The sequence below is a fragment of the Aequoribacter sp. genome, assembly GCF_965659035.1.
Classification (GTDB): Bacteria; Pseudomonadota; Gammaproteobacteria; order Pseudomonadales; family Halieaceae; genus Aequoribacter.
Window position 1 is genome coordinate 25,577 of the sequence record NZ_CBFHWH010000004.1, and the last position, 19,718, is coordinate 45,294.

A 19,718-nucleotide genomic window follows, 5' to 3' on the forward strand; every position below is an offset into this window, starting at 1 on the left:
AAACAAACTCAGGGATGGCCTCGTTAACGAACTCTGGGTCGACTCCGTTGCGATTTAGAATTTCTAAGGCATCGGCATTAGGGCGCCAGTTATTGTCCAATCGCGCGGGCTGATTTACCTCGAAGTTCGAGCCGTTTTTGGGTGCTTGCTGACGTCGCCATTGGCCTATGACATGCGTCCTGAACTTGTTCTCCCAAGCATGTGATGGCTCATCGCGCTCGCGCCAGTACAAAATGAAGTCTTCCAGTTGATCCAGCGCAAATTGGCGCGGGATGGCGTGGTTTAATTGCAGTAACTGCAAAATGTCCTCGCTAGGGGACCAATTATTTCTGAGCGTTTGCGCTCGTCTTGGCGGTTGAGTCGGCTGTACCTGTTCGCTCTTTTCTGCGGGTTGGTTAAAGGCGAAAACCAGTTGATCGCTACTGTGTAGTGGGGGTGAGTCGATTAAAATGACGGCTTTTTCAACCAAATTACGACTTATTCGGTGCAAATCACCTGAGGTCCAAAATCCGCAATGGTTTAGCAGCTGCTGGCGTGGTAGCGTGAACCACTTAAAGCCGCGTTGGGTATGGCCGTCAAGGTGTTGCGTGAGTGCGTCAAGCTGTTGCAGTAGAATGGCTTCTTCCAGACCAATGGTTGCCGCGAGCGCGGGCGAAAACACCATGGACGTTTCAGGAAGTAAAGACGATCGGGGCATACTGGGTCGCTTGTTTAGTTAAGTTTATAAACCTTGGTAGCTAAGGGTACCTCATGGCGAAAGCAAAAACAGCGTTTGTCTGCAACGAATGTGGATCGGATTACGCAAAATGGCAGGGACAATGCAGTGACTGCGGAATATGGAATACCCTCGTCGAGTTTAAGCTGGGCCCGGCGAGTGGCGCAAAACGCAGTAAAACCCAGACAGCGAACGCCAGCTACGCAGGCGTTCGAAGCGAAGCCAAGCGACTGAGTGAAATCGATCTTGAAAAAACACCGCGTTTTACTTCGGGTACCAGCGAATTTGATCGTGTTTTAGGGGGTGGCTTAGTCCCCGGATCGGCAATTTTAGTGGGTGGACATCCAGGAGCAGGCAAAAGTACTTTGCTGTTGCAAACGATGTGTCATCTGGCGCAAGACCGCGAGGTACTATACGTAACCGGTGAGGAGTCGCCGCAACAGATCGCGATGCGAGCGCATCGCCTAGAGTTACCGGTTGACCGCCTGCGATTAATGGCTGAGACCAATATTGATGCGCTGTTGGCCACGGCAGAGGAAATCAAACCTGCGGTGATGGTGGTAGATTCAATACAGGTTATGCATGCCGATGATATCACCTCGGCTCCCGGCAGTGTGTCGCAGGTGCGCGAGTGTGCGGCGCGCTTGACTCGCTATGCGAAGTTGTCGAACACCGTACTTTTTTTGGTGGGTCACGTGACAAAAGACGGTTCGCTTGCCGGACCTAAAGTACTTGAACACATGATCGATTGCTCGATCTTATTGGAAGGCGACGCCGACAAGCGCTTTAGAACCTTACGCGGTCAGAAAAACCGTTTTGGCGCTGTCAATGAGTTGGGTGTGTTTGCCATGACTGATAAGGGTTTGCGTGAGGTGAAAAACCCCTCGGCAATATTCTTAGACCGAGGGCATGACGCCGCACCTGGCAGCATTGTCATGGCGGTTTGGGAAGGTACGCGTCCTTTATTGGTTGAAATACAAGCGCTGGTCGATGACTCGTCATTGTCCAATCCCAGACGCGTAGCCGTGGGCCTTGAGCAAAACCGTTTGGCCATGCTGTTGGCGGTCCTCCATCGACACGCGGGACTGCAGCTGGGCGATCAAGACGTATTTGCTAACGTGGTGGGCGGGGTTAAAGTTTTGGAAACGAGCGCCGACCTATCGTTGTTAGCGGCTATAGTGTCGAGTTTTAAAGATCGTATCTTGCCGCGCGATTGGGTCGTATTTGGCGAAGTAGGCTTAGCGGGTGAGATTCGCCCAGTACCCAGTGGGCAAGAACGCCTGGCCGAAGCTGCCAAGCATGGTTTTAAACATGCGATTGTACCCAAGGGCAATATGCCTAAACAGCCGATTAACGGTTTGAAGGTCGTGGGGGTGTCCAAATTGTCCGAGGCGATGGACGCTCTGCAAATATAATCATTCTATTGGCGGGCGGTCTGTAGGGTTTCAAAAATCGTTTCGCAGTCGCGGTAAAATTGCTGTTGGGCGTCGCCTAAATAAGGTGCAATCATCGTCAGAAGCTGCAGAACACCTCGGTGCATCGTAATTTCTGGATCGCGTCGCCCGTGGAGTAAGTGATCGAACGAGAACCAGAAGGTGGCCGTTTGCGACAGGTTGTCGGCAATGGCGTTCAATTGCTGTTCTCTGGTGTCGCCGCCTTGGGCGATAAGTTCATCACACAGGGCATAGAACGCGGCGCGTTTTAGCGCCAATATCCGTTTGAAACCACGCTCGACTTTTGGGTAACGGTTGATCAAATCAGTTAAGTTATCGTATATGAACCGATAGTCGTGCATATCTTCAAACAAGACGAATAGATAGTACCAGTTGTTCTCGACAGACTCTTGATTGGCCAAAGGGGCGGCAATAGGTGCGGCTAAGGTTTCGCTGATGCGTTGTTCAAATTGATCGAAGAGTGCGGCAATGATGGGGTCCTTGCCTTTGAAGTGATAGTACAAATTGCCTGGGCTCATATCGAGTTCATCAGCAATTTCTAGGGCCGTCGTGTGTACCTCGCCCTGCTCGTTAAAAAGGGTTAAGGCTGTGTGTAAAATACGATCAGGAGTTTTCACAGGCCGACACTCTGACTAGATGGGCGCATTGTGGCACATTTTTGGAGAATAAAAAAAAGGGCCGCATAAGCGACCCATAAACATAAGGGATTCGTGGAATTCCTGGATGTATCCTTTAGGCGACCTTGTTCAGGCCAGCCGCTTTGCGCAAACGCTCGAAGCGACCTTTAGCTTTCTCGATGCGCGCTTCAATGGCCTCACGATCAGCGAGTTTGGCGATTGCGAATTTGCTGGTATCGATATCCGCCAACTTCTCTTTGGCTTCGGTTTCGACTTTCTCGCCGCGTGCTACCAACTCTTTATACAGTTCGCTGGCTTTGCCACGCTGAGCTTCTAACTCTTCGTTTAAAGATTTCAGGCGAGTTTGCACTTCGTCGAAGGCTTTGCCATATACGCCTAAGCCGGCGAGTACTGCTTTGCGCGGCAATTCAAAAGCTGATTCTTTGGCGGTTTCGGGCTTAGCTTTGGCGCGTGTTTTGGCCGCTGCTGGCTTTGCTTTAGCCGCTGTACGACGAGTTTTGGTCGCCGTAGTCTTGGTGGCTTCTGCTTTGTCAGTTGCTGATTTGCGAGCGGTCGTTTTGGCGGCGACTTTTTTCACAGGTGCTTTTTTAGCGGCTGTGGTGCGACGCGCGCGCTTTGGTTTCGCCTCTGCTTCAATTGTAGCTGCTACAGTTTCTGCAGGTGCTTCTACTGCGCTTACTTCGGTTTTGATATCTTCAGCCATGATGTTCTCCTGAACTTTGCGTGAACTTGGGGCGCATAGTAGTAAGCAAAATTAGAAAACACATACTAAAAATAAAAAAAGTGTTCATTGTGGGTTTTTTACTCTAATTGGGATCCACAGCGGCTGTATTTTCGTAAAGACTGGTGCACAATTTCGCCTTCAAAAATCAGGACAAGATCGGTGCCAAATTTACGTTTCAAAAGTTTTTTTCAAGCCCTTGTGGTGGTTGTTATCGGCGTCTTCATCGCCTTTAAAATTTTAACCGGTAAGCCGAAACCCGACCCCAAACCAATTATCGCACCGGCACCCATCGAGGTCAGTGTTATTCAAGCTGAGCCGACGGCCCAGAGTCTGATGGTCACCACTCAAGGAACGGCGGAGCCCGCGGTTGCAACACGATTAAGCTCGGAGGTGATGGGCCAAGTTCTGTCGATATCCGAGCATTACCGCCCCGGCGGCTTTTTTAAGCAAGGGGATGTACTACTGAGCGTCGATGATACGCAGTATCGTTTAGCAATGGCGCGAGCAGAATCCCAGCTTGCCGCAGCGCGGCAGCGCTTGGCTGAAGAACGTGGCCGAGCACTGCAAGCCCAGCGCGAATGGCGGGATTTGGGGAGTGAATCCGCGAATGCGCTGTTTTTAAGGCAGCCGCAAATCGAGGCGTCGCAGGCGGCTGTGAAAGCGGCCGAGATTGAAGTTGCCAAAGCCCAGCGCGATTTGGAGCAGACCAAAATCAAAGCGCCTTTTGACGGGCGGGTTAGGCAAAAGCTGGTGGATTTGGGCCAATACATTGGTGTGGGTATGCCGGTCGCTGAAGTCTATTCAACCGACGAAGTTCGTATCCAGTTACCCCTAACCGACAAGCAGCTGGCAATGCTAGATCTTCGTTTGTTGGAATCTGCTAATCCGGAAGTGGATCAGGTCACTATAAGTGCACAGGTAGCGGGACAAACGTGGACCTGGAATGGTCGCTTGATCGGCACCGGTGCCGATGTGGATATTCAATCTCGCGTTCATTTTGTTATGGTCGCCGTTGATGATCCTTTTGGTTTTAACGACGATGCTAACTACCCGCCCTTGACTCCGGGGCTGTTCGTGTCAGCAACCTTGCGCGGTAAGCCTATAGAGGGTGTAACGCAATTGCCACGTAGCGCGATACATACGGACGGCACCATTCGATGGGTGGACGATCAGGACATTTTGCGTGAGCACGGTGTCGATTTATTGCAGTCAGATGGGCAACAGGCGTGGGTTCTGGGGTTAGATAGAGCAATGAACGTGGTAACACAATTACCAGCAGGCGTTCTTGCTGGTACGCGCGTGCGAACAGCTGACGCGCTCATAGGGGCGGTGAACTGATATGAACGGACCAATTCGCTGGTTTATCGATAATCCAATCGCAGCAAACTTGCTGATGATTCTGTTGGTGCTTGGCGGATTACTGGCGATTCCAGCCTTGAATAAGCAGTTTTTCCCAGAAATCGAAATCAACTCGGTATCCGTTTCGATGGTGTATCCGGGCGCTAGCCCGCGCGAAGTCGAAGAGCAAATTTGCGCGCGCATTGAAGAAGCCGTGCACGATTTGCGCGGTGTAAAAGAAATACGTTCCGTAGCTCAGCAGGGCGTCGGTACGGTATTGATCGAAGCGGAGCAAGGTTACGATACCTCGAAATTGACGGCCGACGTCAAGACTCGGGTTGATGCAATAAATACCTTTCCTGGTGATGCCGAACGGCCGATCGTTGTGGAGAACGCGTATCGTCACCTGATGGCGGTGGTGAACATTGCGGGTGATTTGAGCGAGCGAGAACTCAAAGTACTGGGCGAGCGTTTACGCGATGACCTTTCTGCAGAGCCTTATGTATCGGTCGTGGAGTTGCGAGACCCCCGCCCCTACGAGGTATCGGTCGAGGTTGCCGAGGCTAACTTACGACGCTACGGCCTGACGTTTGACGGAGTGGTGGCGGCCATTCGGGGTGCATCGCTTAATTTGCCGGCAGGTGCCATCAAAGCGGAATCAGGCGATATTCGTTTACAGACTCGGGGTCAGGCTTATGGACGTACCGATTTCGAAGCCATTCCTCTAATCACGCGGTCCGATGGGGTAACCGTGACCCTCGGGGATGTCGCTGTCGTTCGAGATGGTTTTGCCGATATCGATATCGAGACCCGTTTTAATGGTAAGCGTAGTCACGCTTTGGATGTTTACGTGACGAGCGATCCGCAGACTCTTCGTACCAGCGAGGTCGTGCATCAATGGATCGAAAAAACCCAGCCGACCATGCCGGAGGGTGTGACGCTAACCATGTGGCGCGATTCCTCGGTTCCCTTTGTCGAGCGTGTAGACACCTTGCTTAAGAACGGCGTGGGTGGCTTGGGCTTGGTGTTCTTGGTCTTGCTGCTTTTCTTGCGACCTAAACTCGCGATGTGGGTATGCGTGGGCATCGGCGTGGCTTTTATGGGCGCGTTTTTCTTATTGCAGTATACGAACACCAGCTTGAACATGATTTCACTGTTCGCTTTCCTGCTGATTCTGGGGATTGTGGTGGATGACGCCATTATTGTGGGTGAATCCATTCATACCTACCAAACCAATGGCCACCCTGGTTCCGACGGAGCCTTCATTGGTGCTAAAGCCGTGTTAAAGCCGGTAATGTACGCGGTGGTAAGCACCATGATTTTCTTTGTACCTATGTTGTTTATGCCCGGTGATATGGCGTCGGCGGCAACGGCCATACCTGTGGTGGTGATTTTGGCCTTGGCGTTTTCCTTGATCGAGAGTTTATGGATCTTGCCGCCGCATTTGGCGTACATGAAACCTGCCGCACCGCCACGTTCGGCGATCTTAAAAACATTGGAGACAGTGCGACTGAAGTTTGCAGATGGTTTGGTACGTATCGCCGACGATTACTATCAGCCGATGTTAAAGGGCGCTCTCAAACACAATGTATTGGTGTTGGGTTTCTTTTTGGTTGCTCTGCTGATGACTCTGGCTATCTACGCGGGCGGCTGGTTGCGTTCGGGCTTTTTCCCTCAGGTCAACTCTGATTACGTGCAGGTTCAAATTGCTCTTCCCGATGGAGGCCCTTTCCGCCGCAGTCTTGAAGTCATGGATCAGGTCGAGCAAGCAGCGATTGCCATGAAAAGTGACTACAACCAGCGCCCTGAGTTCGCAGATGAGCTGGCTATTGGGAATATCTCGGCGTCGGCCCGCGAAAATCAAGTGCGGGTGATCGTCGAAACACTCTCTGACGAGGTCGACACCAAAGAGCTCTCTACTGAGCTAGAAAACTCCTGGGGTGATTTGGGGTTAGTCGAGTCGCTACAAGTGGATTACACCATTAACCATCTCGGTAAGCCTATCACCTTGGTGTTGACCTCAACGTCAGTGAGCGACCTACAAAGCGTGGCTGCGGAGTTGCGCGCTATTCTGGAGACCTACGAGGGTGTTTACAACATTACCGATTCTCTGGAAGCGCCTCGCGACGAGATTGTGTTGGACTTAAAACCGCAGGCTGAAAACCTGTCAGTGACTTTGTTTGATTTAGCGCGGCAGGCCCGCGAAGCCTTCTACGGAGCAGAAGCACAGCGTATCCCGAGGGTAAAGGAAGACGTTAAAGTGATGGTGCGTTACCCCGAAAACGAGCGTTTGTCGGTCGATGATCTGGACGAATTGCGCATTCGTTTACCCAACGGTTCAGAGGTGCCTTTTAACACGGTAGCTGACGTTGCGATTGAACCTGGTTACCAGAAAATCGAGCGCTTGGACCGCGAGCGCACATTGGTGGTGTCTGCCGATGTTGTGGCTGGTACGTCGAGCCCCAGAGCCGTCGTCGATACCATCATCAATGACTACCTGCCCGTATGGCAGCAGAGCTACCCCAGCGTCGGGTTGGCTTTGGATGGAGAGTTGGAGGAGGAAGGGGAGTTCTTGCGGGCAATGTTAACGTACATGGGGCTAGCCTTGCTGATCATTTACGGCTTGATGGCGATTCCATTCCGCTCTTACTGGCAACCCTTCCTGATTCTTACGGCCGTACCTTTTGGTGTCATGGGCGCCATTTTGGGTCACCTGATTTTGGATTGGCAAGTGAGCATGTTTTCAATTTTGGGCGTTATTGCCTGCGCAGGTGTGGTGGTGAATGACAATTTAGTGCTCATCGATCGCGTGAATAACTTGCGCGACGAGGGTGGCATGAATCTGTATGACGCTCTGGTAAACGGAGCTCGCGACCGATTCAGACCGATTATTCTGACCTCGCTCACCACTTTTATTGGCTTGTTGCCGATTATGTCTGAGACAAGCGTGCAGGCTCAATTCCTGATCCCTATGGTGACCTCATTGGCCTTTGGGGTGCTGTTTGCGACCGGTGTGACTCTTGTGCTCGTCCCCTGCCTTTACCTCTTTGGCGAGCAGGTGGGCAGCTTGTTACGGCCGCGCTCGGCGGTCGCCTCCGCCTGATACAAAAAAAGCCCGCAAGAGCGGGCTTTTTGATTCAACGCGGAGAGTTGCTTAGCTGGCCTTGGGACCTGCCGCAACAATCGCTTCTGATACGTCAAACTTAGTAATGTTGTTCTGGAACAAATTAGCCAGAGCCTGCGCTTGTTTGTCATAAGCAGCGTCGTCACCCCAGCTTGCGCGAGGATCGACGTACTTGGCATCAACACCAGGGATTTCGGTAGGGAAGTCTAGGTTCAGAATGTCCAAGTGTTTGGTTGGTGCTGAGGCAAGCGCTCCGCTTTGTGCTGCAGCCACAACCGCGCGAGTCACAGGGATTGGGAAGCGCGCACCAGTTCCACCAGGAGCACCTGAGCCGCCAGTCCAGCCTGTATTGATTAAGTAAACTTGGCTTCCGAAGTCTTCAATACGACGCATCAACAGATCAGCGTAGTCACCGGCAGGGCGAGGCATAAACGGTGCGCCGAAGCAGGTTGAGAACGTGGGGTGAACACCCGCCTCTGCACCCACTTCAGTCGAGCCCACACGAGCAGTATAACCACTTAAAAAGTGGAACGCGGCAGCTTCTTTGCTGAGGATTGAGATCGGAGGTAACACGCCCGATACGTCACAGGTCAAGAAAATAACGCAGCTGGGCTCGCCCGCCGCATTTTCAATAACGCGTTTCTCGACGTGCTCTAAGGGGTAGCAGCAACGACCGTTCTCGGTCAGGCTGGTGTCGCAGTAATCCGCATGGCGGTTATTGTCTAGTACGACGTTTTCGATGATCGAACCAAAGCGAATCGCATCCCAAATGACCGGTTCGTTCTTTTGGCTCAAATCGATGGTTTTAGCGTAGCAGCCGCCTTCTAAGTTAAAGACCGAACCTTTGGCCCAGCCATGCTCGTCATCACCAATTAAATAACGCTCGGGATCGGCGCTTAATGTTGTCTTGCCCGTGCCTGATAATCCAAAGAACAGAGTGGTCTGGCCATCCTCGCCAACGTTTGCAGAGCAGTGCATGGACATGACGTCTTTTTCGGGTAGCAGAAAGTTCTGAACAGAGAACATCGCCTTTTTCATTTCGCCGGCGTAGCGCATGCCCGCAAGGAGAACTTTGCGGCGACCGAAATTGATAATGACCGTGCCATCAGAATTGGTGCCATCGCGCTCTGGGTCACATTCGAACGACGCAACGTTTAAGATCTGCCATTCTTCCTTGTTGCCGCTGTTGTATGACTCGGGGCGAATGAACATGTTGCGTCCAAACAGCGATTGCCACGCTGTTTCGGTTGTTACGCAGACAGGGATGTAATGTTCTTTGTGTTCGCCCACGTGCAGATGCTGAATAAAACGATCACCTTCCGCCAAGTGCGCTTTAACGCGGTCCCACAGTGCGTCGAACTTATCTGCGTCAAACGGACGGTTAACACTGCCCCAGTCGATGGCGTCCTCGCTGCTGGGCTCGCGAACGATGAAGCGGTCCGCCGGTGAGCGCCCAGTGCGCTTGCCTGTTGTTACAAGCAATGCGCCTGTGTCAGAAAGAATGCCTTCGCCACGTTTGAGAGATTCCTCAATCAATTGCGCGGGCGTTAAGTCAGTGTACTTAGTCACCGTCGTGCTCTGTTCGGTCATGTTGTGTCCTGTCTGTGTCTGTCGAAAAGGGTTATGGCGCTCTTATGGCACCTATATCAGTTTTTCGGTTCGAGTATTATGTCAGATCGACGGGTGCTTTTGTTAAAAAAGTAAGTAAACGGTGCGTGCATTTATATTAAATTTTCACTAGGTTTCAGTTAATGCGAGATCAATTGCGCTGATTCTGAGTTTTTGAATCTTGGAATTGAGCCAGCGAACGAGCTCGTGATTTGTTTTGCGAATACTCTGTGCGCTGCTTTGACCGAGCGCGCATTTTTGAGCCGTCGCCATTAGCGTGAGGGACGCGGGCGTAAGAAAAGTGAATTACGAGCTGGGCGCGGGTAAGTAGCATTCCAGATTTGTAGGTTTAACGATCCGCCTTCGTGTCTCAGCCAATTTCTTGCGGACCGCTTCAAGGCCGTCAATGGCACGCTAAGCACGCGACGTCCTGTCGCGTGACGTTCCGCGCGAAACAGGCTGCAGCCGTTCGGCTAAGGTTTTGTGCTCTTGTCTGAGTATCCAGTAGCGAAGGCCAAAGAACTAGTGCTGAACCGGTGCGTCAGGCTGTAGTTCAAGCTCAGAAAAATCGCTGTGATCGAAGCGGTATTGCATATTGCAAAACTCGCAGTCGACTGTGATCTCCCCCATTTCTTGCAGCAGCGATTGAATATCGTCGCGCGCTAAAGACGCGATGGCACCGAAGCTACGCTCGCGCGAGCACGAGCAGGAAAACTCGGCGGGTTCAGGGTCAAATAGCCGGACTTCGTCTTCGTGAAATAGGCGATAAAGCAGAGTGTCTGAATCAAGCTGCAAGAGTTCGTCGTCTTTCAAGGTGTCAGCAAGTGTTGTGACGTGCTCCCACTGCTGAGCCCTCAAGGCATGATCTTTGGTGACTTCGGTAGGGAGTTGCTGCAATAGCAGGCCAGCGGCACGCTCGCCATCGCAGGCAAGCCACAGACGGGTGCCTAACTGCTCGGATTGCTCAAAGTAAGCATCTAAGGACTTTGCGAGCGAGTCAGCCTCGAGAGTTACGATGCCTTGGTAGCGATTGCCGCCGATAGGATCGATCGTGATAGCCAATTGGCCTTCGCTCATGAGTTCAGTAAATGTCTGACTTGTCGCGTGTTCGGCACCTCTTGCGATACCTCGTAGCTTTCTGTCGTGCGTGCTTTCGGCCATGATCAGGGGGATTTGGCCCTCGCCGCGAGCCTGAAGAATAAGTTTACCCTCGAACTTGAGGGTGGCGGTCAAGAGTGCTGCGGCGCTTAACATTTCGCCGAGCAAGATTTTTACGCCCGGCGCGTAAGCGTGAAGCTTGAACAATTCTGTGAGGCTGTGATCTAGCCTTACGTATTCGCCGCGGATGTCTGCATCGTCAAAAATAAACCGTTGGGTTAAATCCATGTGTTCAAAAGACATTGTGTGTTCCATGTTGGGTTTATCCAGGCGCTGCTGGTCGACACTAAGAAAAGCAATAAATAGTTCAGATGCTGATACACGCGTGCATTATACTACGCGCCTTTCATTTATGCGCGATCACTTTTATGACGGCAACAGGCAAGTGGTTTATTTATGTGGTAACCGTGTTGATTTGGGGATCGACTTGGTATGCCATTGAGTTGCAGTTAGGTGTTGTCCACCCTGTGGTTTCCATTGCTCACCGGTTCGCTGTGGCTGGCGTGGTGGTTTTAGTCGGACTCTCGATTAGCGGGCGCTTGGTGCGAATTCGTTGGCGAGACCAACGATTTTTGATGCTGCAGGGGCTTTTACTCTTCAGCGGAAATTACATTTTTATTTACACGGGAACCCAAACGCTACCGTCGGGTTTGGTGTCATTAGTATTCTCGATGATGGTGATTACCAACATGGTGGCGGGTCGAATTTTTATGAATTTGCCGCTCAGTTGGTATGTGGGTGTCAGCGGCCTCGTGGGCATGGCCGGCATTGCGATAATATTCACGCCCGAAGTGGCTAGCTTCTCGTTAGCAGATGAGTCGTTGAATGCCATGTTTTTGTGCTTTATCGGCACCTGCTTGGCCTCATTGGGTAATATCGTTGCGGCCCGCAATATGCGCGAACGATTACCACCGCTCCAGTGCAACATGATGGGAATGCTTTATGGGTCGGGTAGTTTGTATCTTTTGAGCTTCGTTATGGGCTTGCCGATTACTATCGAGTGGAGTTCTCAGTATCTCGGATCACTGTTTTATTTGAGTCTGATCGGTTCGGTTGCCGCATTTTGGTTTTACGTCACCTTAATTGGCGAGGTTGGGCCATCTCGCGCTGGGTATATCGCCCTGTTAACCCCCCTGGTGGCGCTGGTAATTTCTGCGGTTTTCGAAGATTATCAATGGACCTGGTATGCCACTGCTGGGCTTGTGTTAGTTTTGGGTGGTAATTTCATTGCAATGCGGCGCGATTAAGCTATGGCGAAAATTAAAATTACTCATAAACACGCGCGATCCGATGATGAAGTAGTCGAGGCAGCTAAGGGTTTAGCTGAGCGTTTAGAAAAAGAGCACGGGCTGATTTGTGAGTGGTTTGACCACAGCGCGACTATGAAGGGCAAGGGCGTATCGGGACGTTTGCTGATAGCGCCCGGTCGAATCGATATTGAGGTGACATTGGGGCTGGCAATGTCTTTGTTTAAAGGTCTTGTCGAGAAAGAAATGCGTGACTATCTGGTACGTCATTTAAGCTAGCGCCAAGTCTGCTTGATGCATTTCTGGCACTAGGCCTCTCAGGTCTTACAGGCTTCGTTCGACGAACCGAACTGGGTTGGGGTCGTTTGTCACGGTTAACCACGCCTCTGCGAGTATCTCGCCGCGCTCGACCACCGTTTGCCAATAGCGTTGCCGCATGCCCTGATCAAACCGTCTGAAGTCGCTGCGATCTGGAATTTTTGCGTGGGGCAGTTTGCTGATGTAACGCTGACTGGGGGCGATTAAGACGAGCTTGTCGACAGAGCGCGGGTCGAGCTTGCGGGCCTTGCGCATTTTATCGAACCACCCGGGTGTTATTTGATTGGTGAAATGTGGGTATAACACTAAGCCGTCGCCATGATAATCACGCAGGTCAAAATGATAATCGATAATGCCGCCATCCCAATAATGACCTTCAGGGGCGCCGTGGATATTCGATTCGCCCACCAAAACTGCGGGTATGGAGCTGCTGGCGTGAATGGCGGGCGCGATCGCGTCGTCGATTAAGGGTACCCAATGGGTACCAAACCCGGTGAGGGGCAAAGCCTCTTGCGGAGTGGGTCCCGAATGAAACACCACGCGTTGAAAGTGTTTTTGCAAGCGCGCTCGAGCTAGGGTATTGCCGATTGCAGCGCCCAGCATGTGACGGCCCACACGCACTGGGTTGTCGGGGTTGACGGCCGAGGGTGCCCGAGCTGTAACGATGCGGGTTCTGAGTTTATGCTCTTCTAAAATGGCTCGTTTGCCTTGCTTGCCCAGCAGATCAGACAGCATGTCTCGAGTGACTTGACTGATTTCGGCGGTCGTAGGTTTGCGGTCGTAGGTTTGATGAATGTATGGGTCCAAAAACGCCTGCATAGCAGCGGCACTATCGGCTTGTGCTAGGTAGGCGTGACGCCAACACCCAATCGAAGAGCCCAGTGCAGTAAGGGGGGTTGAGCGTTTTTCGAGCAGGGTTTCGTTGAGTGCCATATCCAGTTGGCATAAGACCAACCATTTTGGCCCTCCCGACGCGCCCACAAGTAAATCGAATAAATCGCTGTTCCAACCTTGCTCTTGCAGGCGCTTGAATGCGGTAGGGCCGGCGTAGATATCGAGTGGGAAGGGCTGAGTCATGACTATCGCTTAGTAAAACATGAATGGACGAGCTTACAGCGCGTTGTGGTTGTGGGATAATAACGCGTTAACGCCAGCGCGTCATTGCTTGGAGGCATGCTTGATCACGGCTTGGAATACACTGTTGTTTTACTGCGGCGCTATCGCGATTGGCTCCTACGCCGGTGGTATGTTACCGCGACTGATCACCATGACGCATACTCGAACGCAGCTGGCAATGAGCGCGGTATCAGGCTTGATGCTAGGAGTAGCCTTTTATCATTTGTTGCCTCACGCGTTGGCCGAATTTGGTGAGGGCTATGGTATTGACGACGTGGTCTGGTGGCTCATGATTGGTTTAGTCAGCATGTTGCTGTTGCTGCGGTTGTTTCACTTCCACCAGCACGATTTTACGCCTGCAGCTGACCACAGCCATTGCGATCATGATCATCATTCGCATCATCATGATCACGATGTGACGACGCCAACAGCGGTAAAAGTACACCCAATGAGTTGGCTCAGTATTGCCTTTGGTTTGAGCGTGCATACCATTATCGATGGCGTGGCGCTGGGAGCTGTTGTCTTGGCTGAGGGTGCAAGCTCTACCCATGTCGCCTGGGTGGGTCTTGGCGTGTTTGTGGCCATTTTATTGCACAAGCCCTTAGATGCCGTCTCCATTGCAACGCTTGCCCGAGCCGCGGGGCTCAGTATGAATGGCCAGCGTACCGTGAATCTGATTTTTGCCTTGATGTGTCCTTTAGGAGCCTTACTGTTTTACTTTGGATTTCAATCGTTGGACGGGATGGCGCCGGGTTTGTTGGGCGCGACACTATCCTTCGCTGCTGGAGCGTTTGTCTGTATCGCGTTGAGCGATTTAATTCCTGAGGTTCACTTTCACAGTCATGATCGGCTGAAGCTGAGCTTTACGTTCTTGCTCGGTATCGCAGTCGCTTACGCTATAGCCTTTATCGAGCCCGCTAGTTTGCACGCAATGCACTAGCTATTGTTTGGCGCCCAGAGTTATTGCCAGATCCTGCGTTTGCTGGGCATTTTGCATTTGGGCAGTCAACCAATCTTTGGCTTGTTCTTCGATTAAGGTTCGCATGAGTTCTATATGATCGGGCTCGGCATTCAAACACGGAATATATTCATAGCGTTGGCCGCCTGCTTCTAGGAAATACTCGCAGTTCTCACCGCCAATTTCTTCGATCGTTTCTAGGCAGTCACTGGAAAACCCTGGACAAATAATCTGTACGCTTTTAACGCCTTGCTGTGGCAGTGCTTTCAGTGTTTCGTCGGTGTATGGCTGCAACCAAGGGTCGCGACCAAAACGACTTTGAAATGTGGTCATATATTCGTTCGGTGCGAGTCCAAGTTGCTCCGCAATGAGACGCGTGGTTTTGTGGCATTCGCAGTGGTAAGGGTCGCCGTTTTCCAAATATTTTTGCGGCATGCCGTGATACGAAAATAGTAACTTATCGGTTCGTCCGTGCTCCGCCCAATGTGCTTTGATTCTGTTGGTGATCGCATTAATGAAACCGCTGTGGTCGTGATAGTGACTGATAAACCGAAAATCTGGTAGCCAGCGTCGTTGTTTAAACTCATCAGCGATAGCATCGAAGGTCGACCCCGTGGTGGCCGCACTGTATTGCGGATACAAGGGTAAAACGATCAGTTTGCGCACGCCTGCTGAGAGCATCTTATCGATTGCCGATGCGATGGAGGGTTTCCCGTAGCGCATAGCTACATCCACTATGACCTGATCGCCATAGGATTCTGTTAGAGCGCACTGAAGTGCTTTCGCTTGGTTTAGGCTGTGAGTCAGCAAAGGTGAGCCTTCGTCGGTCCACACCTCGGCGTAGGCAGCTGCAGAACGCTTTGGTCGAACGCGCAAAATAATGCCGTTTAGAATCAGCCACCACAATGGTCGAGGTACCTCCACCACTCGCGGGTCCCACAAAAATTGCTTTAGATAAGGACGCAAAGCTTTCGCCGTTGGTGCTTCGGGTGTGCCCAAGTTGGTCAAGAGAACACCCACACGGCCATGCTGATTGTGTTTAAAGTCGGGGTAGCCGTGATATTTCATGGGGGTTTCCTGTTGTCATTGTCTATCTCAAGCTTACATACGGCTGCAAGTGCTCTTAGGTTCAAAACACTTTGGCGCGCAGAGCACTGGCTTCATCGTGCCAGGGCTGTTGTTGATCGTTTGGCGTATTCGATAAAGCGCTGTCCGCGCTTATTGTAACTCCCGTGGTCGCCAATAACACAGTGCGACGAAAATTGAAGGAGTGTAATTATGAAGAGTTTTATTCGATATACCGTAATGGCTTTTGCCTCAGTCTCAATTGTGGCAGGTGCAGTACAGGCAACGGCTGATGAGGCCCCAGCGCAGCTGCAAGCGGTAAACGCCATCAGTGTCTCCTATGCGGACCTTAATCTCGAATCAGTTGCTGGGCGAGATACCTTGCAAAAGCGTATTGATCGGGCTGCCGAGAAAGTGTGTGGGCCTCAGTCAACACGCCTGGCGGGTAGCTTATCGCGCGCAGTGAAAGCCCAAGAGTGCTACGAGCAAGCGCGCTCAGATGCGATGACTGCGGTCGAGCGAGGTGTTCAGTCTTTGTAGTTTTTATGTAACCAGTACTCCCCGGTATTGGTGTCTCCATTGGCCGCTATGTGCGGCCTTTTTTTTGAGTTAAGGCTCAGTTTTTAGACGGTTTTAGACCTAGCAAAATGACTTTGGGGTGTTACAGTAAGACGCTGATTTGAATTTAACGAATAATAATTCTCTATCCAGTTTGCTTTTGCGAGGTAACCGAACCCATGTCGCTCGATTTTGATAGCGCCCGAATGTACAACCCTAATATCACTGAGTCGCATATTGCCTGGCGGGATCAGTTGCGCCGTTTTATGGATACCGAGGTTATTCCCTTCGTGGAAGAGTGGGAAGAGGCCTGCGAACTGCCCCTGTCATTATGGCCCAAGGCTGCTGAAATCGGGCTGTTAGGCATGGGCTACCCCGAAGAGTTCGGTGGTGTTCAAGAGGGTATTGACGTTTGGCATTCGTGGATTGTCAACGAAGAGCTGGCGCGTGTCGGCGCCGGCGGTGTTGGCGCGAGTTTAATGGTGCATGGCATTGGCTTACCGCCAGTGATTAATTTTGCTCGACCTGAAGTCAAAGCGGCAGTAGCGCCGAAAGTCTTGGCTGGCGAGGCGTGGATTTCGCTGGGTATTACAGAGCCCGGTGGTGGCTCTGACGTGGCAAGTTTACAGACGACCGCTCGACGCGACGGTGATGAGTACGTGGTCTCGGGGTCTAAAACGTTTATTACCGGCGGGATGCGCGCCAATTGGGTAAGCACGGCGGTACGCACTGGTGGTCCTGGCCCTGGTGGAGTGTCGATGTTGTTGATCCCCACTAATGCAGCGGGATTTTCTCGAACGCCGTTAAATAAAAAACAGGGCTGGTGGGCGTCAGATACCGCGACCTTGTATTTTGATGAGGTTCGGGTGCCCGTGACCAACTTAATTGGCGAAGAGAACCAGGGCTTTAAGGTCATCATGCACAATTTTAATTCAGAGCGCATGGGAATGGCGGCGCAAATGGAGGCCGCCGCGCGGGTCTGCTTGGAAGACGCGGTTAACTGGGCGCGTGAACGCAAAACCTTCGGTAAGCGTTTGGCGGATCATCAGGTCATTCGCCATAAGATCTCGGCCATGAAACAAAAGCTAAACGCGACCCAAGCCTATATTCGTGCCTGTTACGAGCAAATTGAGATAGGGCAACCCAATGCGGCAGATATTGCGCTGTTAAAAGTGCAAGCGAGCGAAGTCATGGAGTTTTGTGCTCGCGAGGCTATGCAAATTTTGGGTGGTGCCGGCTATTTACGGGGCAACCGCGTAGAGCGTATTTATCGCGAAGTCAGAGTTAACGCAATCGGCGGGGGCTCAGAGGAAATTATGCGTGATCTCGCAGCCAGACAGTATCAGTTGTAAGGGGACATTTATGGCGACAGAACAACAACTAGAAAATTTTCGACAGGAAGTCGCGGCGTGGTTGAAGGCCAACAAACCCGCTGACCCCGGATTTTTGCTACCGCAAAGCTTTATGGAGGTGGGTAGCGAGCAGCAACTGGATTTTTTGCGAGAGTGGCAATACAAGCTTTGGTCTGCCGGATATTTGGGGATGGCGTGGCCGAGTGAATACGGAGGACAAGGTGCTGAGCCGGTCTTTCAAAGTATTGCCGATAAAGAAATGTCCAGAGCGTCGGTACCTATTGCCTTTAACGTGATCGGCTTAGGTTGGGCAGGCCCTCTAATCAACGATGTAGGCACTGAAGAAGAAAAACGAAAGTACCTTAAAGGTATTTTGACTGGTGAAGATATTTGGTGCCAAGGCTTTTCAGAGCCCGATCATGGCTCAGACTTAGGTTCTGCGCAGTGTCGCGCAGTGCGCGACGGCGATGAATACGTCATCAACGGCAGCAAGATTTGGACCACCATGGGCAACTACGCCAAATATATGATCTTACTGGCGCGCACGAATCCAAACACTGACCGCAAGTACGACGGCCTGTCTTTCTTTTTATCACCGATGAAAGTACCCGGTATCGACCCAAAGCCCATTCGTAAATTAACAGGCGAGTATGGGTTTACTCAGACCTACTTTAACGATGCTCGCATACCAGCCTCTTGTCTGATGGGTGAAGAGGGTAAAGGCTGGCAACTTGCGATGCAGACGCTGCAGTACGAACGCGGCGCGGAAGCCGGTGCAGCTGGCGGCTTATCGATGGTGCGCATTGCTTTCGAAGACATGATCGAGATGTTACAGGGTAAGCAGCGGGATGGTTCAGAGGTGTTACAAGATCCGGTTGTGCGCGACGAGCTTATGCAGTTACTGATCGAGGATAAGGCCATCAGTATTGGTGAAAAGCGTGCTCACATCGGGGCACTGAATAATGATTTCAGAATGGCGCTCCCGCTCTCGACGAAATTACGCTGGACCGAGCACGCGCGCCGTATGCGGTTGGCGGCCGTTCGCCTTCAAGGCGCTGGTGGTTCGCTCTATGTGCAGGACTCTCAGGCCATTCAGGGAGGGTTTTGGCAGCGAGCTTACATGCAGAGTTTCTCCGCCACGATTGGCGGCGGAACGTCGCAAGTTCAAGCCAATATCGTTGCCGAGCATGTGCTTGGTTTGCCGAAATAGGAGAGGCGTAATGGATTTTGGTAAAACACAAATAAGCTTTAGTGAAGAGCAAGCTATGTTGTTGGATGCCGCGCAAGGTCTGTGTGCGGATTTGTCGCCCATTGATAAGGTGCGTTCCCTACTGGAAGACGATATAGGCTACGACGAGACTGCTTGGCAGCAAATGGTGGAGATGGGATGGACTGGGCTTGCTTTGCCTGAATCGGTCGGCGGCTCAGATTTTGGTCTTGGCGCATTGGTCCCATTGTTTGAATGCATGGGCAAAAGGTTACTGACGACGCCATTGATGAGCACCGTGCTGGCTGCTGAGTGTTTACGTCGGACAGGCGACCCAGCGGCGGTTACCTCGCTAGAACAGATCGCTGCTGGAGCAAAAGCGACGGTGGCTTTCGTAGAAGCTGACGACTGGGGTTCACAGCATCTCACGACACGCATTGAAGACGGTAAATTGCAGGGCTCGAAACGTCATGTGGCCGATGCTGCCGATGCTACTATTTTCGTCATTCCAGCCATGCGCGAAGGCGTCAAAGTTCTGGCAGTTGTGCGTGGTGACCAGATCGATACCGCTTGCCGCACTAAACACGATGTCTTGGACGCCACCCGCCGTGCGCAATCCATTACTTTGGATATAGCAGAAGCCGACATCACGGTGATTGCGAGTAACGCCGAAAAAGCGCTTGAAGAGACGCAGCTCATTGGTGCTTTGTTGGTTGCTGCTGAGTCAACCGGTGCTGCGGTGTCATGCTTAAATGTGACGGTTGATTACCTAAAAACGCGCAAGCAGTTTGGTAAGTTGATTGGTTCGTATCAAGCGCTAAAACACCCCAGTGTCGATATCTTGTGTGCTATCGAATCAAGTAAATCTCTGATTTATCAAGCGGCAACTGAGCTTAATGCGGATGCACTTAGCCGCGATGCGAGAATTGCGTGCCACATGGCCAAGTCAAAAGCTTCTGAAACCCTAGTGTTTGCCGGTGACCGAGCAGTACAATTTCATGGTGGCATGGGCTTTACCTACGAATGCGATGCACAATTGTACTTGCGCCGAGGCCTCTGGGCTCAGCAAGCGTTCGGTGACCCAATGCATCATCGCAAGCGCCTCGCGCAATTGATTCTTGATGACGAGCAAGTCTGA

At 51.8% G+C, this 19,718-nt stretch carries 17 protein-coding genes; 10 read left to right on the forward strand and 7 right to left on the reverse strand.

The window, feature by feature from the left end; translation table 11 throughout:
* The coding region (locus tag ACTF5Z_RS01500) for a DnaT-like ssDNA-binding domain-containing protein (RefSeq protein ID WP_438984223.1) at positions 1–697 on the reverse strand (697 nt) is incomplete at its 3' end.
* Positions 698–750: 53 nt separating this feature from the next.
* On the opposite strand from ACTF5Z_RS01500, the gene radA reads away from it, so the two are divergent.
* Complete coding sequence (gene radA / locus ACTF5Z_RS01505) at positions 751–2,130, forward strand: DNA repair protein RadA (protein ID WP_438984224.1); 1,380 nt, start codon at positions 751–753, stop codon at positions 2,128–2,130.
* A 5-nt stretch (positions 2,131–2,135) separates the two neighbouring features.
* Here the strand turns inward: radA and ACTF5Z_RS01510 are convergent, their stop codons facing one another.
* Both ACTF5Z_RS01510 and ACTF5Z_RS01515 read right to left on the reverse strand, forming a co-directional pair.
* Positions 2,136–2,786: a TetR/AcrR family transcriptional regulator gene (locus tag ACTF5Z_RS01510; protein ID WP_423850101.1), complete on the reverse strand. Its 651-nt coding sequence runs from the start codon at positions 2,784–2,786 to the stop codon at positions 2,136–2,138.
* A gap of 115 nt (positions 2,787–2,901) precedes the next feature.
* Complete coding sequence (locus ACTF5Z_RS01515) at positions 2,902–3,510, reverse strand: hypothetical protein (protein WP_438984225.1); 609 nt, start codon at positions 3,508–3,510, stop codon at positions 2,902–2,904.
* Between the two features lie 180 nt (positions 3,511–3,690).
* Here ACTF5Z_RS01515 and ACTF5Z_RS01520 point away from each other — a divergent pair, with 180 nt between their 5' ends.
* Both ACTF5Z_RS01520 and ACTF5Z_RS01525 read left to right on the forward strand, forming a co-directional pair.
* On the forward strand, positions 3,691–4,869 hold the full coding sequence (locus ACTF5Z_RS01520) for an efflux RND transporter periplasmic adaptor subunit (protein ID WP_438984226.1): 1,179 nt from the start codon (positions 3,691–3,693) through the stop codon (positions 4,867–4,869).
* 1 nt (position 4,870) lies between these two features.
* Positions 4,871–7,972 (forward strand): efflux RND transporter permease subunit, encoded by a 3,102-nt coding sequence (locus ACTF5Z_RS01525; RefSeq protein ID WP_438984227.1) that lies wholly within the window; start codon positions 4,871–4,873, stop codon positions 7,970–7,972.
* Positions 7,973–8,023: 51 nt separating this feature from the next.
* Here the strand turns inward: ACTF5Z_RS01525 and ACTF5Z_RS01530 are convergent, their stop codons facing one another.
* On the reverse strand, positions 8,024–9,583 hold the full coding sequence (locus ACTF5Z_RS01530) for a phosphoenolpyruvate carboxykinase (RefSeq protein ID WP_438984228.1): 1,560 nt from the start codon (positions 9,581–9,583) through the stop codon (positions 8,024–8,026).
* Positions 9,584–10,123: 540 nt separating this feature from the next.
* On the reverse strand, positions 10,124–11,002 hold the full coding sequence (gene hslO / locus ACTF5Z_RS01535) for an Hsp33 family molecular chaperone HslO (RefSeq protein WP_438984229.1): 879 nt from the start codon (positions 11,000–11,002) through the stop codon (positions 10,124–10,126).
* A gap of 125 nt (positions 11,003–11,127) precedes the next feature.
* On the opposite strand from hslO, the gene ACTF5Z_RS01540 reads away from it, so the two are divergent.
* Positions 11,128–12,006, forward strand: a complete 879-nt coding sequence (locus ACTF5Z_RS01540) for a DMT family transporter (protein WP_423850248.1) — start codon at positions 11,128–11,130, stop codon at positions 12,004–12,006.
* A gap of 3 nt (positions 12,007–12,009) precedes the next feature.
* The gene (locus ACTF5Z_RS01545; RefSeq protein ID WP_438984230.1) at positions 12,010–12,285 is read left to right on the forward strand and encodes a polyhydroxyalkanoic acid system family protein; all 276 of its coding nucleotides are present in this window, start codon (positions 12,010–12,012) and stop codon (positions 12,283–12,285) included.
* A 45-nt stretch (positions 12,286–12,330) separates the two neighbouring features.
* On the opposite strand, the gene ACTF5Z_RS01550 is transcribed toward ACTF5Z_RS01545, so the two are convergent.
* The gene (locus ACTF5Z_RS01550; RefSeq protein WP_423850250.1) at positions 12,331–13,401 is read right to left on the reverse strand and encodes a patatin-like phospholipase family protein; all 1,071 of its coding nucleotides are present in this window, start codon (positions 13,399–13,401) and stop codon (positions 12,331–12,333) included.
* Positions 13,402–13,420: 19 nt separating this feature from the next.
* Here ACTF5Z_RS01550 and ACTF5Z_RS01555 point away from each other — a divergent pair, with 19 nt between their 5' ends.
* Entirely contained in the window at positions 13,421–14,380 is a 960-nt protein-coding gene (locus ACTF5Z_RS01555) for a ZIP family metal transporter (protein WP_438984231.1), read from the forward strand.
* Here the strand turns inward: ACTF5Z_RS01555 and hemH are convergent, their stop codons facing one another.
* Positions 14,381–15,466 carry a ferrochelatase gene (gene hemH / locus ACTF5Z_RS01560; RefSeq protein WP_438984232.1) on the reverse strand — a complete coding sequence of 362 codons (1,086 nt, stop codon included), beginning with the start codon at positions 15,464–15,466 and terminating at the stop codon, positions 14,381–14,383. It lies immediately after the preceding gene.
* Between the two features lie 210 nt (positions 15,467–15,676).
* On the opposite strand from hemH, the gene ACTF5Z_RS01565 reads away from it, so the two are divergent.
* From ACTF5Z_RS01565 to ACTF5Z_RS01580, 4 genes are all read left to right on the forward strand, one after another.
* Complete coding sequence (locus ACTF5Z_RS01565; RefSeq protein ID WP_438984233.1) at positions 15,677–16,003, forward strand: UrcA family protein; 327 nt, start codon at positions 15,677–15,679, stop codon at positions 16,001–16,003.
* Between the two features lie 197 nt (positions 16,004–16,200).
* Positions 16,201–17,373: an acyl-CoA dehydrogenase family protein gene (locus ACTF5Z_RS01570; protein ID WP_438984234.1), complete on the forward strand. Its 1,173-nt coding sequence runs from the start codon at positions 16,201–16,203 to the stop codon at positions 17,371–17,373.
* A gap of 10 nt (positions 17,374–17,383) precedes the next feature.
* Complete coding sequence (locus tag ACTF5Z_RS01575; RefSeq protein WP_423853572.1) at positions 17,384–18,583, forward strand: acyl-CoA dehydrogenase family protein; 1,200 nt, start codon at positions 17,384–17,386, stop codon at positions 18,581–18,583.
* A gap of 10 nt (positions 18,584–18,593) precedes the next feature.
* On the forward strand, positions 18,594–19,718 hold the full coding sequence (locus ACTF5Z_RS01580; RefSeq protein ID WP_438984235.1) for an acyl-CoA dehydrogenase family protein: 1,125 nt from the start codon (positions 18,594–18,596) through the stop codon (positions 19,716–19,718).